This is a genomic window from Streptomyces sp. NPDC042371, assembly GCF_056437465.1.
Window position 1 is genome coordinate 279,161 of the sequence record NZ_JBWKAP010000009.1, and the last position, 13,299, is coordinate 292,459.

Annotated in this window: 14 protein-coding genes and 1 pseudogene; 7 read left to right on the forward strand and 8 right to left on the reverse strand. The window is 71.1% G+C overall.

Going from position 1 to position 13,299, the window contains the following annotated elements; genetic code table 11:
* The first annotated feature begins 14 nt into the window (after positions 1 to 14).
* On the forward strand, positions 15 to 608 hold the full coding sequence (locus AC068B_RS28005) for a GNAT family N-acetyltransferase (protein WP_478674388.1): 594 nt from the start codon (positions 15 to 17) through the stop codon (positions 606 to 608).
* Here AC068B_RS28005 and AC068B_RS28010 read toward each other — a convergent pair.
* Positions 578 to 1,378, reverse strand: coding sequence for a helix-turn-helix transcriptional regulator (locus tag AC068B_RS28010; RefSeq protein ID WP_478674389.1), 801 nt, complete (start codon positions 1,376 to 1,378; stop codon positions 578 to 580). The two genes, AC068B_RS28005 and AC068B_RS28010, sit on opposite strands and share 31 nt — an antisense overlap.
* A 109-nt stretch (positions 1,379 to 1,487) precedes the next feature.
* Between AC068B_RS28010 and AC068B_RS28015 the strand changes: the two genes are divergently transcribed.
* A complete protein-coding gene (locus AC068B_RS28015; protein WP_478674390.1) occupies positions 1,488 to 2,225 on the forward strand; it encodes an SDR family oxidoreductase in 738 nt (245 codons plus the stop codon).
* A gap of 21 nt (positions 2,226 to 2,246) precedes the next feature.
* On the opposite strand, the gene AC068B_RS28020 is transcribed toward AC068B_RS28015, so the two are convergent.
* Both AC068B_RS28020 and AC068B_RS28025 read right to left on the reverse strand, forming a co-directional pair.
* Complete coding sequence (locus tag AC068B_RS28020; protein ID WP_478674391.1) at positions 2,247 to 2,924, reverse strand: response regulator; 678 nt, start codon at positions 2,922 to 2,924, stop codon at positions 2,247 to 2,249.
* 252 nt (positions 2,925 to 3,176) lie between these two features.
* Positions 3,177 to 3,734, reverse strand: coding sequence for a hypothetical protein (locus tag AC068B_RS28025; RefSeq protein WP_478674392.1), 558 nt, complete (start codon positions 3,732 to 3,734; stop codon positions 3,177 to 3,179).
* Positions 3,735 to 3,890: 156 nt separating this feature from the next.
* Here AC068B_RS28025 and AC068B_RS28030 point away from each other — a divergent pair, with 156 nt between their 5' ends.
* Positions 3,891 to 4,229 (forward strand): hypothetical protein, encoded by a 339-nt coding sequence (locus AC068B_RS28030; protein WP_478674393.1) that lies wholly within the window; start codon positions 3,891 to 3,893, stop codon positions 4,227 to 4,229.
* Positions 4,230 to 4,334: 105 nt separating this feature from the next.
* Here AC068B_RS28030 and AC068B_RS28035 read toward each other — a convergent pair whose 3' ends face one another.
* The 4 genes from AC068B_RS28035 to AC068B_RS28050 all read right to left on the reverse strand — a co-directional run bounded on the left by AC068B_RS28035 (position 4,335) and on the right by AC068B_RS28050 (position 8,018).
* Positions 4,335 to 4,574 carry a chaplin gene (locus tag AC068B_RS28035; protein ID WP_478674394.1) on the reverse strand — a complete coding sequence of 80 codons (240 nt, stop codon included), beginning with the start codon at positions 4,572 to 4,574 and terminating at the stop codon, positions 4,335 to 4,337.
* Between the two features lie 293 nt (positions 4,575 to 4,867).
* Positions 4,868 to 5,563, reverse strand: a complete 696-nt coding sequence (locus AC068B_RS28040; RefSeq protein WP_478674395.1) for a ribonuclease H family protein — start codon at positions 5,561 to 5,563, stop codon at positions 4,868 to 4,870.
* A gap of 78 nt (positions 5,564 to 5,641) precedes the next feature.
* On the reverse strand, positions 5,642 to 6,700 hold the full coding sequence (locus AC068B_RS28045) for a vWA domain-containing protein (protein WP_478674493.1): 1,059 nt from the start codon (positions 6,698 to 6,700) through the stop codon (positions 5,642 to 5,644).
* 76 nt (positions 6,701 to 6,776) lie between these two features.
* Complete coding sequence (locus AC068B_RS28050; RefSeq protein ID WP_478674396.1) at positions 6,777 to 8,018, reverse strand: MFS transporter; 1,242 nt, start codon at positions 8,016 to 8,018, stop codon at positions 6,777 to 6,779.
* Positions 8,019 to 8,138: 120 nt separating this feature from the next.
* On the opposite strand from AC068B_RS28050, the gene AC068B_RS28055 reads away from it, so the two are divergent.
* The 3 genes and pseudogenes from AC068B_RS28055 (at position 8,139) to AC068B_RS28065 (ending at position 10,110) form a co-directional block, all read left to right on the forward strand.
* Positions 8,139 to 8,591, forward strand: a complete 453-nt coding sequence (locus AC068B_RS28055) for a winged helix-turn-helix transcriptional regulator (RefSeq protein ID WP_478674397.1) — start codon at positions 8,139 to 8,141, stop codon at positions 8,589 to 8,591.
* Between the two features lie 72 nt (positions 8,592 to 8,663).
* Positions 8,664 to 9,316, forward strand: a pseudogene (locus AC068B_RS28060) (FAD-dependent oxidoreductase); the annotation flags it as partial.
* Between the two features lie 98 nt (positions 9,317 to 9,414).
* Complete coding sequence (locus tag AC068B_RS28065) at positions 9,415 to 10,110, forward strand: haloacid dehalogenase type II (protein ID WP_478674398.1); 696 nt, start codon at positions 9,415 to 9,417, stop codon at positions 10,108 to 10,110.
* A 12-nt stretch (positions 10,111 to 10,122) separates the two neighbouring features.
* On the opposite strand, the gene AC068B_RS28070 is transcribed toward AC068B_RS28065, so the two are convergent.
* Complete coding sequence (locus tag AC068B_RS28070) at positions 10,123 to 11,001, reverse strand: alpha/beta fold hydrolase (RefSeq protein ID WP_478674399.1); 879 nt, start codon at positions 10,999 to 11,001, stop codon at positions 10,123 to 10,125.
* Positions 11,002 to 11,171: 170 nt separating this feature from the next.
* Here AC068B_RS28070 and AC068B_RS28075 point away from each other — a divergent pair, with 170 nt between their 5' ends.
* A complete protein-coding gene (locus AC068B_RS28075; protein WP_478674494.1) occupies positions 11,172 to 13,217 on the forward strand; it encodes an AfsR/SARP family transcriptional regulator in 2,046 nt (681 codons plus the stop codon).
* The last annotated feature ends 82 nt before the right edge of the window (positions 13,218 to 13,299 follow it).

The following is a 13,299-nucleotide window of genomic DNA, read 5'->3' on the forward strand; positions in this document are numbered from 1 at the left end:
ATAGCTTGACCGCCATGTACGAAACGATTGACGCCACTTGGCCCCCCGCACCGATAAAAACCAAGCGACTCGTGCTCCGAGAGTCCGAGGGCCGCGACCGCGCTGCATTCATCGAGCTGAGCACCTCACCGGAGGTGCACACGTACCTGGGCGGCCCCCAACCACGTGAAGAGTGCGAGCGCGCCGTGCCCGAGACGCCCGGGAGGCGCCCCGGCCTCTTCGTGGTCGAGCTCGACGGCTCGATGATCGGCACCATCGAGCTCAAGCGACGCGCCGCGGAGCACCGGAGCCGGATCCGTCCGGACGCCGGGGAAGCCGAACTCGGCTATCTATTCCTGCCGCAGGCATGGGGGCACGGGTACGCCGCGGAGGCGTGCGCGGCGGCACTCGGCTGGTTCGCCGACGAGCTTCCCGGCGAGCCGCTCGTCCTCTGCACCCAGACCGCCAACGCCCGCTCGATGCGCCTCGCGGCGAAGTTGGGGTTCACCGAGGTGCGACGGTACGAGGCGTGGGGCGCCGCACAGTGGATGGGCAGATGGTCTCCGGCCGTGCCGTCCGCCAGCCGACGCCGGTCGCCTCACGTCGATGGCCCCTCCGACTCCGCGTAGATCACCAGCGTCTGCTCCGGGTGCCCGGCCACGTGGAACGCGGTGTAGGCGTACGTGATCACACCGCGCCCCGGCGGCCTCAGCCTCTTGTGCCCGCCCCTGCGCTGCTCGACGTCGAACCGCGGCCACCACGACCGCACTTCGGGGCTGCCGTCGTGGAGATCCGCCACGAGCCGCGCGTACCGGGGGTCCCCGGGATGGGCACCGGCCAGTGTGCGGACCCGGGCGAGCAGGCCCTGTGCCTCGGGTTCCCAGTCGACCAGGACCTCCTTGGCCACGGGTTCCAGGAAGACCCAGCGCGCGAAGTTGGGCGGCCGGTCCGCGGCACTGCTCAGGTGGGGGAACAGGTACTCGGCGGCCTGGTTGTGGCTCAGTACGTCGTAGGTGCCGTCGATGACGTACGCAGGGTGCGGCTGGAGGAGCAGCGGGACGGCCGCGATCTCGGCCGTGAGGGATTCCGGCTCCGGTGCCCCCGCCTTGGGGGCGCGTCCGGCGAGCCGGAGCAGGTGGTCGTGTTCGTGCGGGGCGAGGCGCAGGGTGTCGGCGAGCGCGTCGAGGACCTGGTCCGAGACCCGGATGTCCCGGCCCTGTTCGAGGTACGTGTACCAAGTGGCGCTCATCCCGGCGAGCAGGGCCAGCTCCTCCCGCCGCAGGCCCGGCGTGCGGCGCCGCCGCGTCGACGGCAGGCCCACCTCGCGGGGTGTGATGCGCTCCCTGCGGCTGCGCAGGAACGCACCCAGCTCGGCGCGCCGATCCTGCGTCTCTGCCATGACTACCACCTTTGATTCCAGAATAAGTCGGCTCTGGATACCAGATTAAGTGCACTCCAGACTGTCGGTGAACGGCATGCAGGAACAGCACGACGGAGGAGCACAGCGCATGACAGGCATCAGCGGCAAGGTCGTGGCCATCACCGGAGCGAGCAGCGGCATCGGCGAGGCCACCGCACTGCTGCTCGCGGAACGGGGTGCGCGGCTCGTCCTCGGCGCGCGCCGCACCGAACGGCTCGAGGCACTGGCCGAAAGGATCGTGCGGGCGGGAGGCGAAGCCGTCCACCTGCGCACGGATGTGACGCGCGGCGATGATCTGCGTGCCCTGGTCGCGCTCGCGGAGGAGCGCTTCGGCCGCCTCGACGTGCTGGTGAGCAATGCGGGAGTGGGCACCATCTCGCTCCTGGACGATCTGCGCACCGACGAGTGGGACCACATGGTCGACGTCAACATCAAGGGCCTGCTGCACGGCATCGGCGCGGCACTCCCGGTCTTCCGCGCCCAGGGCAGCGGCCAGTTCATCGTGACCGCGTCCACCGCGGGGTACCGCATCGTCCCGGCGATGGCCGTGTACGCGGGGACGAAGGTCGCGATACGGGCCATCTGCGAGGGGCTGCGCCAAGAGGCCGGACCCACGCTGCGGGTGACCACCGTCTCGCCGGGGGTGACGGACACCGACTTCGCCGACGCGTCGACCAACGACAGGGTCCGTGCGGACGTCTCGCGGATGCGCGACGAGTTCGCCATCCCGCCCGTCTCGATCGCGCGGGCCATCGCGTTCGCCGTCGAACAGCCCGCCGACGTGGACGTCAACGAGATCGTCGTCCGCCCGACCGCGCAGAGCTGACCCACGCCCGCCGTCCGCGGGTCAGGGCAGCGGCGGCGACGAGCCCGGCTCGACCAGCCCGCTCTGGTAGGCCGCGGCGACCGCCTGGGCCCTGTCCCGCATGCCGAGCTTCAGGAGGATCCGCCCGATGTGGGTCTTGACCGTCGCCTCCCCGATGAAGAGATGAGCGGCGATCTCGGCATTGGAGAGCCCGTGCGCGACCAGGACCAGAACCTCGCGCTCCCGGCAGGTCAGCGCTGCCAGCTCCGCGGGAGCGGGCCTGCTCCTCTCCGGCCGGGCGGCGAACTCGGCCAGCATGTCGGCGATCACCGCGGGATCCAGCCAGCCGTCCCCGTCGGCGAGCGCCCGGACCGCGCTCACCAGCTCACCGGGGGCCGCGTCCTTGAGCAGAAAACCGGAGGCCCCGGCACGCAACGCCCGGTAGACGGCCTCGCTGACGTTGTACGTCGTCAGCACGAGCACCCGCGTCTCGCCGGGGAAGGCGTCGGCGGTGATCTGCCGGGTCGCCTCCACTCCGTCCGTGCCGGGCATCCGTACGTCCATGACGGCGACGGTGGGACGCAGCCCGGCGGCGAGGGCCACGGCCTCGGCGCCGTCGGCCGCCTCGCCCACCACCTCGATGCCGTCCTCGCCGGTGAGCAGCATGGCGAGCGCGGACCGCACCATCGCCTGATCGTCCGCGATCAGTACCCGGATCATGACGCGACCTCCTGCCGGTCATGCTCCTCCGTCGGCAGGGTGGCGGCGACACGGAAGCCGCCGTCCCCGTTCGGATCGGCGTCGAACGTGCCGCCGCACACGGCCACCCGTTCGCGCAGGCCCAGACGTGGGGGAGCGCGAAGTTCGAGAAGAGAAAGAGGTCGGGCAGCAGCAGGGCGGCGGCCAGCACCGAGTCCTGGACGGCGGGCGTCGCCCGGTACAGCCTCCCGAGGACGGCTCCGGGTCCGGTCATCACGGTCCGGTCGGTGGGTGTGGCTCGTCGGGGCGCGGCGGGTGGGGCAGACAGGTGCGGATGACCCGGCAGGGACCGGCCGCGAGCGCATCGATCCGGTCCTCGCTCATGCCGGTCAGGGCGGCCTTCCTGGGCCGGGCAGGCTCCGGGGAGTCGTAGCCGAGCTCGCGCATCGCCGCCCACAGGTCGCCGTCCTCGGCGAGCAGCGCCTCGGCCAGCCGTTGCTGTGTGGCGGGCTCGGCGCGCACCGTATAGCGCGAGCGCCCGGTCAGTCGCACGACGCTGGCCAGCACGTCCGACGAGGACTCGCCCTCGCCGTTCTCGAGGTGCTCCACGTCGGCCACCCCGATCCGCTCCACCGGCCCGCTTCCCTCGGGCACCGGCGCGATCACGGCGAACAGCGCCCCCGGCGGCTCGACGAGGAGGGGCGGCGGATCGGGGACGAGGAGCACGTCCCGGTCCACGAGGAGCGCCCTGGCGCCGATCGGTTCGAGGGTGACGTCCGCGGCCGTGACCAGCGCGGTCGACTCATCCATGGGGTCGCTCGAGTCGCTCATGGGTCCATGAAACGTGCTCGTCCCGGCGCAGAAACGTACACCCTGGGTCGTACACCAGTATTCCACTCCAGAGTGGACGCGACGGTAGCCGTGATGCGCGCATTCTCATGGGTGTCGGAAACCCGTCCGACGAGGAGAAGGACCTGGGAGACAGAGATGGGATACCAGGTCAAGTTCTACCAACTGCGGTGCATCGAGACCCAGGACGGCAGCGAGGACGAGACGTGGGTGGACTTCCGCGGCGGGCGCGTCTGGGGCCGCGGAGACATCAACAAGGGCGACGTCAGCAACGTCAACAACGGGCCGTTCACGCTGTCCAACAGCGCGGCCGACGTCGTCTCCGTGTGGGAGGAGGACACCCTCGACCCGAACGACCACCTGGGTGACTTCCACATCAGCCCCGCCGTCTCGGGCCGCGGTGAGCAGGTCGCCGAGTTCCGCGGCGACGGTGCCCACTACACGCTCACCTACGAGGTGCGGCCGGACAATTGGTAGTCCCGCCCGCCGCACGAAAAGCGCGCCGCCGAAAGGGAAGATCGGCGGCGCGCCTGCTCGTGCCGTATGAGCCTGGGCGAGCTCTCTACGGCGCGGGGTGCCTGGTCAGTCGTTGACGCAGGTGTTGCCGAAGGCCGGGTTGAGCAGGCCGATGATGTCCACGGTGTTGCCACAGGCGTTGACCGGGATGTGGATCGGCACCTGGACGGCGTTGCCCGAGATGACACCCGGCGAGTTCTGGGCCGCGCCCTGGGCGCCGGCGTCGGCCGTGGCCAGGCCCGCCGCACCCATCACCAGGGCGCCGGTGCCCAGGACCACGCTCAGCGTCTTCTTCGTTGCGGACATGGTGGTTCTCCTTGCAGTTGAATGAAGCCGAAGGCGCCCGGTCAGGTCACCACACGCCGTGCGAGACCGGAGCAGCACCACTCTGGGCGCCCGCCGTGATCAACGCCCGCCCCGGCGGCCGGACACGCGTTCTCGCCCGTTTGCCGCAACGACGGGCGCACACGAAAGCGGCTCCCGCTGTGAGCGGGAGCCGCTTTGAGGCGTCAGATGCGCGTCAGGCGCGCGTCGGGCCGGGCGTGCCGGGTGCGGCGTGTGGGGCGATCAACTGCCACCGGGAGGGGCGGTGGGTGGGGCTACTCACCGCCGGTGTCCCGGCACTCCACGTGGCCCCAGCCGTGTGCGTTCTTCGCGATCTTCTCTCCGGCCTCGTACGGCTTCTGGCAGTGACAGCGGCCGGGGTACTTGGCCTTGATGACGGCGCTCGAGCCCGCCTTCTTCGTGCGGCCGGTGGCCTTCTTGGGCGCGCGGTTCGCGGGGGCGGCAGTCATGCGCTCCGCCCGCGGCTCCGGGATCTCCGTCGCGCCGTGGGCCGTGCCCGCGGGCTGCTGGCTCGTCGCGGCGTCGCTGGCCGCGACGTCCGCGATCGCGTTGAGGTGGTCGCCGTCGACCTGGTGCGCCGCCACGTGCCGGAACGTCACCTGGCGGCCCTGCAGCAGCGCGTCGATGCGCACGACCAGTTCCTTGTTGGCGACCGGCTTCTTCGCCGCGGTCTGCCACCCGTTGCGCTTCCAGGAGGCGATCCACTTGGTGACCGCGTTCATCGCGTACTGACTGTCCATCCGTACCTCGATCGGCACGACAGGGTCGGTGGACTCCAGCAGCTCGGCCAGTGCGGTCAGCTCGGCCACGTTGTTCGTGGAGTGGCCGAGCGGACCGGCCTCCCAGCGCTGCGGGTGACCCTCCGAGTCGGCGACCACCCAGGCCCAGGCCGCGGGCCCGGGGTTCTTCTTCGCCGCACCGTCGCAGGCGGCAATGATCAAGTCAGACATCCCCCGATGGTTTCATCCTGCGCCCGCCACCGGGACACGCAGGTCCCTCCACACGGGACCTTCCTCACGTGAGTCGCTTCAGAGCATGATGAGCAGGCGCGTATTCGGCTTCAGTTTCCTGTTCACCGAACGGCTCTGCACGTATACCTCCAGCTTGGGATTGTTCCCCGCCTTCACGGATACGGTTCCGTGAATACCCGTACCGAAGAGGAGACTGCGCGCCGCGTCCCCCGTATAAGCCCGGTCGGTGTCCTTCTCGACCACGATGACTTCCTTGTTCTGCTGAACCTGCGCCCGGGCACCCAGCTGGTAGTAACAAGCACCCCTTTCGTACGCGACGCCCGGGTGTGAATTGACGAAGGGGCGGATCTCGACCTCCTTGTCGACCTTCAGGAGGCGGTATTTGTCGGCCGGAATCGGTTCGAGGTTCGCCCGCACCTCATCCACCGATATGTCCTGTCCGACGGCGAACAGGTTCTTCGTGCCGCGGACCCCCTGCTCCCTTCCCCGGAGGAAGCTGGTGGCGGCGGCGCGCACCGTGCCGATCGCGTCCTCGACGCCCTTCTGGGAGTCCGCGTCCCAGATGGCGATGTTCCCTGCCGGGAAGCCGTAGTTCTGCGCGGTGCGCTTGGCCAGCGAGTTCGGCACGAGGATCGCGGACGTCCAGTGGTCAGGAAGGCCGCCCATCTTCGCCGCGATCCGGTCGAGCCAGGGGCCCAGGACGGTCATGTCGCCGTCGTGGCGCCTGTCTCCGCCTGACGCGTTCTCCTCGCCGTCCGTCACCACGATCTGGAGGAAGCTGTGCTCGCCGTACTCCTCCCAGATGTGGCCCAGGTCGTCCAGGGACTTCAGCGAAGCCTCAATGAGCGCCGTCGCACCATTCTTCACCCTGTACAGCCCCTGCATGGACGGGAGGTGCTTCACATCCATGTCCCAGACCAGGTTCTCCACCCTGTGGTCGAAGGAATAGAGGCTGATCCGGGTCTCGTGGCCGAGGCTGTCCGACTCCGCCTTCAAGCCCGCCACGAACTCGTCCACAACACGAATGAGTTGGCTCTGGTGCGGCTGCATCGAGCCCGAACAGTCCACTACCAGTGCAACGTGATTGACCTTGTGCTGAATCCTGTTTGCGGACACGTTTGTGCTCCCCCTCCGACGTTCCCCGAGTGATGTATTCACTCTATGGGGAGGCACTGACAACGGCCTTTGACGCTCAATCACCCCGCCTCGTCCCCTCGTCCGTGCTGTGCCGAGTGCACGCCCACAGCGCGAGCCCGAGGCAGCTGAACGCCGCACCCAGCGCGCACACGGCACCCCAACCGCCCACCGTGTAGAGGGAGGTCGCGGCGATGGCACCGGTGGCGCTGCCGATCGAGTAGAAGACCATGTAGCCACCGATCAGCCGACTGCCCGCGTCCGGGTGCAGCGCGTAGATCAGGGTCTGGTTGGTGACATGGACCGCCTGGACGGCGAGGTCGAGCAGGATCACCCCGACTACCAGCGCCCCGAGAGAGCTGCGGGTGAAGGCCAGGGGCAGCCACGAGACGGTGAGCAGCGCCAGGGCGATGCCGGTGGTCCGGCGCGAGAGCCCGCGGTCGTTGAGGCGTCCCGCCACGGTCGCGGCCAGCGCACCCGCGGCACCGATCAGCCCGAACGCGCCGATCGCGCTGTGGGACAGGAAGTACGGAGCCTCGCTGAGCGGCAGCGCGACGCTGCTCCACAAGGTGCTGAAGGCGGCGAAGACCAGCAGGCCGAACAGGGCCCGCAGCCGCAGCAGCCGCTCCCGTGCGAACAGGGTGACCGTGGAGCGCAGGAGCTCCCCGTAGCGAAGAGCAGTCTGTGGAGTGGCGCTGTGGCGCGGCAGCACCCGGTGCAGGATCAGGGCGAGCAGGGCGGTGAGCGACGCGGAGGCGAGGTAGACGGACCGCCAGCCCGCGAGGTCGGCCAGCAGACCGGACGCGGTGCGGGCGAGCAGGATCCCGACGACCACACCGCTGGTGACCAGGCCGACGACCCGTCCGCGCCCGGCGGCAGGCGCCAGTGACGCGGCGAAGGCCACGAGTGTCTGCGTGACGACCGCGAGGAGTCCGGTGGCGGCCATGCCCGCGAGCAGCATCCCCGCCGTCCGGGCGGTGGCCACCACGGCCAGCGCGCCCACGAGGAGCAGCAACTGGGCCACGATGAGCCGTCTGCGGTCTGCCATGTCGCCCAGCGGTACGAGAAAGAAGAGCCCGAGTCCGTATCCGACGTGTGTGAGCGTGACCACGCTGCCGATCAGTGCGGGGCTCATGGCGAGGTCGTGGCCGATGGTCACCAGGAGCGGCTGGGAGAAGTAGACGTTGGCCACGGCTGCGCCGCAAGCGACGGCGAACAGGGTGATGACGGCGCGGGAGAGGGGGGACGGGGTGAGTCCGCCCCCGGCCCGTCGGGTCACAGCCTCGCTGTCGCAGTCCATGAGCATGCCTCCGCCTGTCCGTATCCGGAAACTGGTTGCATCTTGCTACCAGTGAAGGTGGCGACGGTAGCGCCGGTTGGTAGCATGTTGCAACCAGCGTGGGAGTGAAGGGTGGATGCCGTGGTGACCAGGACGCGTTTCGACGACAGTGAATGCCCCGTCGCCCGGTCGGTGGACGCGATCGGTGACTGGTGGTCCCTGCTGATCGTGCGGGACGCCTTCGACGGAAGCCGACGCTTCGGCGAGTTCCAGCGCAGCCTCGGCGTGGCGAAGAACATCCTCACCGCGCGCCTGCGGACGTTGGTGGAGGGCGGGGTCCTCGAATCCGTCCCGGCGTCGGACGGCAGCGCCTATCGCGAGTACGTCCTGACCCCCAAGGGCAAGGCGCTCTTCCCTGTCATCGTGGCGCTGCGGCAGTGGGGCGAGCAGAACTTCTTCGCCCCCGGCGAACCGCACTCACAGCTGGTCGACCGCCGACAGGGTCAGAGCCTCCGCACTCTGGAAGTGCTGTCCGCGGACGGGCGGCTGCTCAACTCCGACGACACAGCTGTGCACAAGGTCTCCGGCCGGTGATCCGAGCCGTCAACCAGGCGGCTGCGTAATGCCGTTGAGGATGAGATCGATCCCCGCGAGGAACTGCTCGCGGTCGAGACCTATCTGTACGACGCCGACACCCGCCACCCGGACACCGCGAAGGCGGTCGGCGGCGGGATGATGCTCGCGCCCGAGCCGGGAAAAGGGATTCAGGCCCACCGGGAGCGGGGCGACACCCTCCACGCCTACGTCGCGCTCACCGAGGCGCAGGAGTGGTTCACCGCCATCGACTTCGGCGATGCCGATGCGGCGGCCGCGCGCATCGCCCGGGAGTTCCAGGGCTGGGCGCCCGAGCTGACGACGCTGATCACCGGCACCGACACGCCGCCGGTCCTGCGCCTGCTGCACGCCCTGCCGACCGGGCACCGCTGGGAGAGCGGGTGCCGGGCGTGACCCTGCTCGGCGACGCGGCCCACCTCTCGATCCCCAACGGCGAGGGAGCCAACCTCGCCATGCTCGACGGCGCCGAGCTGGGCCAGGCCCTTGCCGCACACCCCGGCGACATCGAGGCCGCGCTCACCACCTACGAACAGGCCATGTTCCCGCGCGGCGCCGAAGCCGCCAGGGACGGCATCCAGCTCCACAATTTCCTCTTCGGCGACACCGCGCCCCACGGCCTGGTCGCTGCGTTCATCGAAGGCGGGGAGGTCTCATGCTCCCGCGAGTCTGCGACACGCGCTCTGTGCAGTAGCTCCGTGCAGTAGGGGAAGCAGCAGGGGAATTCGGTTGGCGTTGCGCTGTGTTGGGCCGACAGTCGGCCCGTCACCCCGCCCCGCCCCACGACACGCCAGGAGCCCCTCCCATGCCAGAGCTCGAGATCGACGCCGTCGTGTTCGACGTCCTCGGCACGCTCGTCGACGAACCCGCCGGGATCCGCGCCGGAATCCGTACACTCGCCCCCTCGCTCGACGAGTCCGAGGTCGAGCAGCTCCTGTCGCTGTGGCAGGAACACATCGAGCGCGAGCAGCGGAACATGGTCGAGGGTGCCCGGCCCTACCGCGCCAGCGACGTCCTCGACCTGGAGGCCGCCCGGCTCGTCGCCGACGCCGTGGGCGTCGAGGACGCGAACGCGGTGGCGACGCTGGCTCCGGCAGGTCGAAGGCTCTCTCCCTGGCCCGACACGTTGGCCGGGCTCTCACGGCTCGCCGAACGGTTTCCGCTGCTGGGGCTCTCCAACGCGAGCAGATCGGCGCTGCTCGAGCTCAACGCGTACGCAGGACTGCGCTGGCACCAGGCGCTGTCCGCCGAGGACGCCCGGTCCTACAAGCCCGACCCGGCGGTCTACCAACTGGCCGTCGCCGTCTCCGGACGTCCTCCGGAGCGGCTGCTGATGGTCGCCGCCCACGCCTGGGACCTGCGCGCCGCACAACAGCTCGGCCTGCGCACCGCCTACGTCGCACGCCCCGTGGGCGATCCGCCCGCCCCCTCGGACACGTTCGACCTCCACGCCGACGGTTTGGCCGACCTGATCGAGCAACTCGAACGCGCCCGGGGATAGCGAGGGCTTCCGTCAGCGGGCGAGCAGATCGCGGATCGCACCGCCGACCACGGTCGGCTCCTCCTCCGCCATGAAGTGGCCGCAGTCCACGGTCCCGTGCCGCAGGTCGGGGGCCCAGGCGCGCCACAGCGCGGCGGCGTCGAAGCCGAGAGCCGATCCCCAGTCCTGCTGGAGCACGGACACCGGCATGGTGAGACGGTTGCCCGCCTCCCGGTCGGCCTGGTCGTGCTGCACGTCGATGTGGGCGGAGGCACGGTAGTCGGCGACGATGGACGGCACGGCTTCGCGGGACGCCTTGAGATAGGCGGCGCGTACGTCGGCGGGAATCGCCTCGGGATCGCGCGTCCAGACGTCGAGGAAGTGGCCGAAGAACGCGTCCGGGGCGGCGCCGATCAACTCCTCAGCCAGGCCAGGCGGTTGGGCCATCAGGTACAGGTGGAAGCCGACGGCGGCCGTGGTGCCGTGCATGACGTCCCACATGTCGAGGGTCGGCAGCACGTCGAGGGAGAGAAGGTGCGTGACCGCCTCCGGGTGGTCGAGACCGGCCCGTACGGCGACGAGGGCGCCACGGTCGTGCCCGGCCAGGGCGAACCGGTCGTGGCCGAGGGCGCGGGCGAGCGCGACGACGTCGGCCGCCATCGTGCGCTTGGAGTACGTTGTTCCGTCGAGGTCGGCGGGCTTGTCGCTGGCGCCGTACCCGCGCAGGTCCGGGCAGATCACGGTGTGCTCTCTGGCGAGGTCGGCCGCGACGTGCCGCCACATGAGGTGCGTCTGCGGGAAGCCGTGCAGCAGCACGATGGGGCTGCCCGAGCCACCGACGGCGACGTGGAGACGTACGCCGTCCGCGACAGGGACGTGCTGGTGATCGAAGCCGGGGACGGTCGGTGTCATGGTGAGTTCTCCGGGAGGATGGGGCGAGGCCGCCAGCGGCGGACGTCTTCAGCCTGCCGCCGGTGAATCAGCAAGCGATCAGTGAACGGACGGCACGCCATCAGAGAGCGAAAGACAAGCCTCCGGTGGGCGACGGATACGGAGAGCGCGGTGGAGCGCACGTGTCGGGCATGACGGGATCGGCGGGGTCGGCGGGGTCGGCGGGTGCGACGGCAACGGAGCAGGTCCGCTTCGGCGTCCTAGGCCCCGTGGCGGCCTGGAACTCCGACGGCCCGCTCGCCCTCGCGGGCCCGCGGCAGAGGGCAGTCCTGGCCCGTCTCATCGTCGCCCGCCGCCACGTCGTGCCCGTCCCGCGCCTCATCGACGACCTGTGGGAGGACCCGCCGGAACGCGCCCTGGGTACGGTCCGGACGTTCGTCGCCGCCCTGCGCAAGGTCCTGGAACCCGACCGGCCCCGCCGCACTCCCGCCCGCCTCCTCGTGACCGAGGGCCCCGGGTACGTGCTGCGGGCCGCGCCGGACGCCGTGGACGCCTGGCGCTTCGAGACCGCCGTGAGCGAGGCCCGGCAGCTGCCGCCGCAGGACGCGCTGCACCGGCTCGACGAGGCACTGGGGTGGTGGCGGGGTCCTGCCTACGCCGAGTTCGCGGACGAGGAATGGGCGCGCACGGAGCGTTCCCGGCTCGCCGAACTGCGGGCGCTGGCCGTCGAGCGGCGCGCCGAGGCAGCGCTGGCGCTCGGCGCCGCCGCCGACGTCGTGCCCGACCTCGACGCGCACGTGACCCGCCACCCGTGGCGCGAGGACGCCTGGCGGCTGCTGTCCCTCGCGCTGTACCGGACCGGCCGACAGGGCGACGCGCTCGCGACGCTGCGCCGCGCCCGCGCCACGCTCGCCGACGAGCTGGGACTCGACCCGGGCCCCGCCCTGCGCCGCCTGGAGGCGGACATCCTCGCGCAGGACGCCGACCTGGACCTGGCCGGAGGGCCCCATCCGGCGACCACCATGACGCCCCCGCCGTCCGGCCCCGCCGCGACGGCGTCCCGGCTCTGGAGCGAGGCGGCCGCATCGTACGACCGCACCGTCGAGGCCGGAGCCCGCGCCCGCCTGGAGTCGACCGTCGGCCTGGTCCGCAGCCTCGCCGTGACCGGCGCCGGGGGACTGGAGGCGGCCCGGCGCCACCGCATGGCGACCGTCGAGGCGGCCGAGGAGTTCGGCGACACGGAGCTGACCGCCCGCGTCATCGGCGCCTTCGACGTCCCCGCGATCTGGCCGCGCAGCGACGACTCGGAGCTGGCCCGCCAGATCGTCGCGGCCGCGGAACGGACCCTCGCGCACCTGCCGGAGGACGCGTCCGACGCGACGCGCTGCCGTCTCCTCGCCACCGTCGCGGTGGAGACGCGCGGCGCCAGGACACCGCGCGGGCCGGAAGCCGCGCGCGAGGCGGAGCGGCTCGCCCGGCACCTCGACGACCCCGCGCTGCTCGCGTTCGCGCTCAACGGGACGTTCATGCAGTCCTTCACCCGCGCGGGCCTTGCCCCACGGCGCGACGCCATCGGCGCCGAGCTCGTCGAACTCTGCGCCCGGCACGGCCTGGTGACCTTCGAAGTGCTCGGCCACCTCATCCGCCTGCAGGCACGCGCCGCGCTCGGCGACTTTCCGGGGGCCGACGCGCACGCGGCGGCCGCGACACGGCTCTCGGAGCGTCACGAACTGCCGTTGGTGGGCGTCTTCACGCGGTGGTACGAGGCTCTGCGACTGGCGGTCTCCGGGGAAGCGGACCGCGCCGAGACCGCCACGCGCGTCGCGGCGGCACACCTGGACGAGGCCGGAATGCCGGGGATGCGAACCGGCCTTCTGCCGCTGGCACTGGTGACCCTGCGCTTGGCGCACCTGCGTCCCCCCGACGTCGACCTGACGGTGGACTGGGGCCCGTACCATCCCTGGGCCGAGGCGCTGGCCCTCGCGGAGACGGGGCGCCACGCCCAGGCGCGTGCGGCGCTGCGGGCCCTCCCCGAACCGCCGCCGGACCTGCTCTACGAGGCGTTGTGCTGCGTGGAGGCGGAGGCGGCCCTGCGGTCGGGCGACCGGCCCGGTCTGGAGCGGGTGCGCGCCCGACTGCTGCCCGCCGCCGGACAGTTGGCCGGTGCGGGGAGCGGGGTGCTCACCGCAGGGCCCGTGGACCGCTGGCTTGCCCGCATCGCGGAAGCCCTCGCGTGACGACGGGGTGCGAAGCGGTGATCGGGAAATGCTTCTGCCGAGCTGGGGAAAATGCTTTTGCCGAGCCGGGCCCCTGGTACCG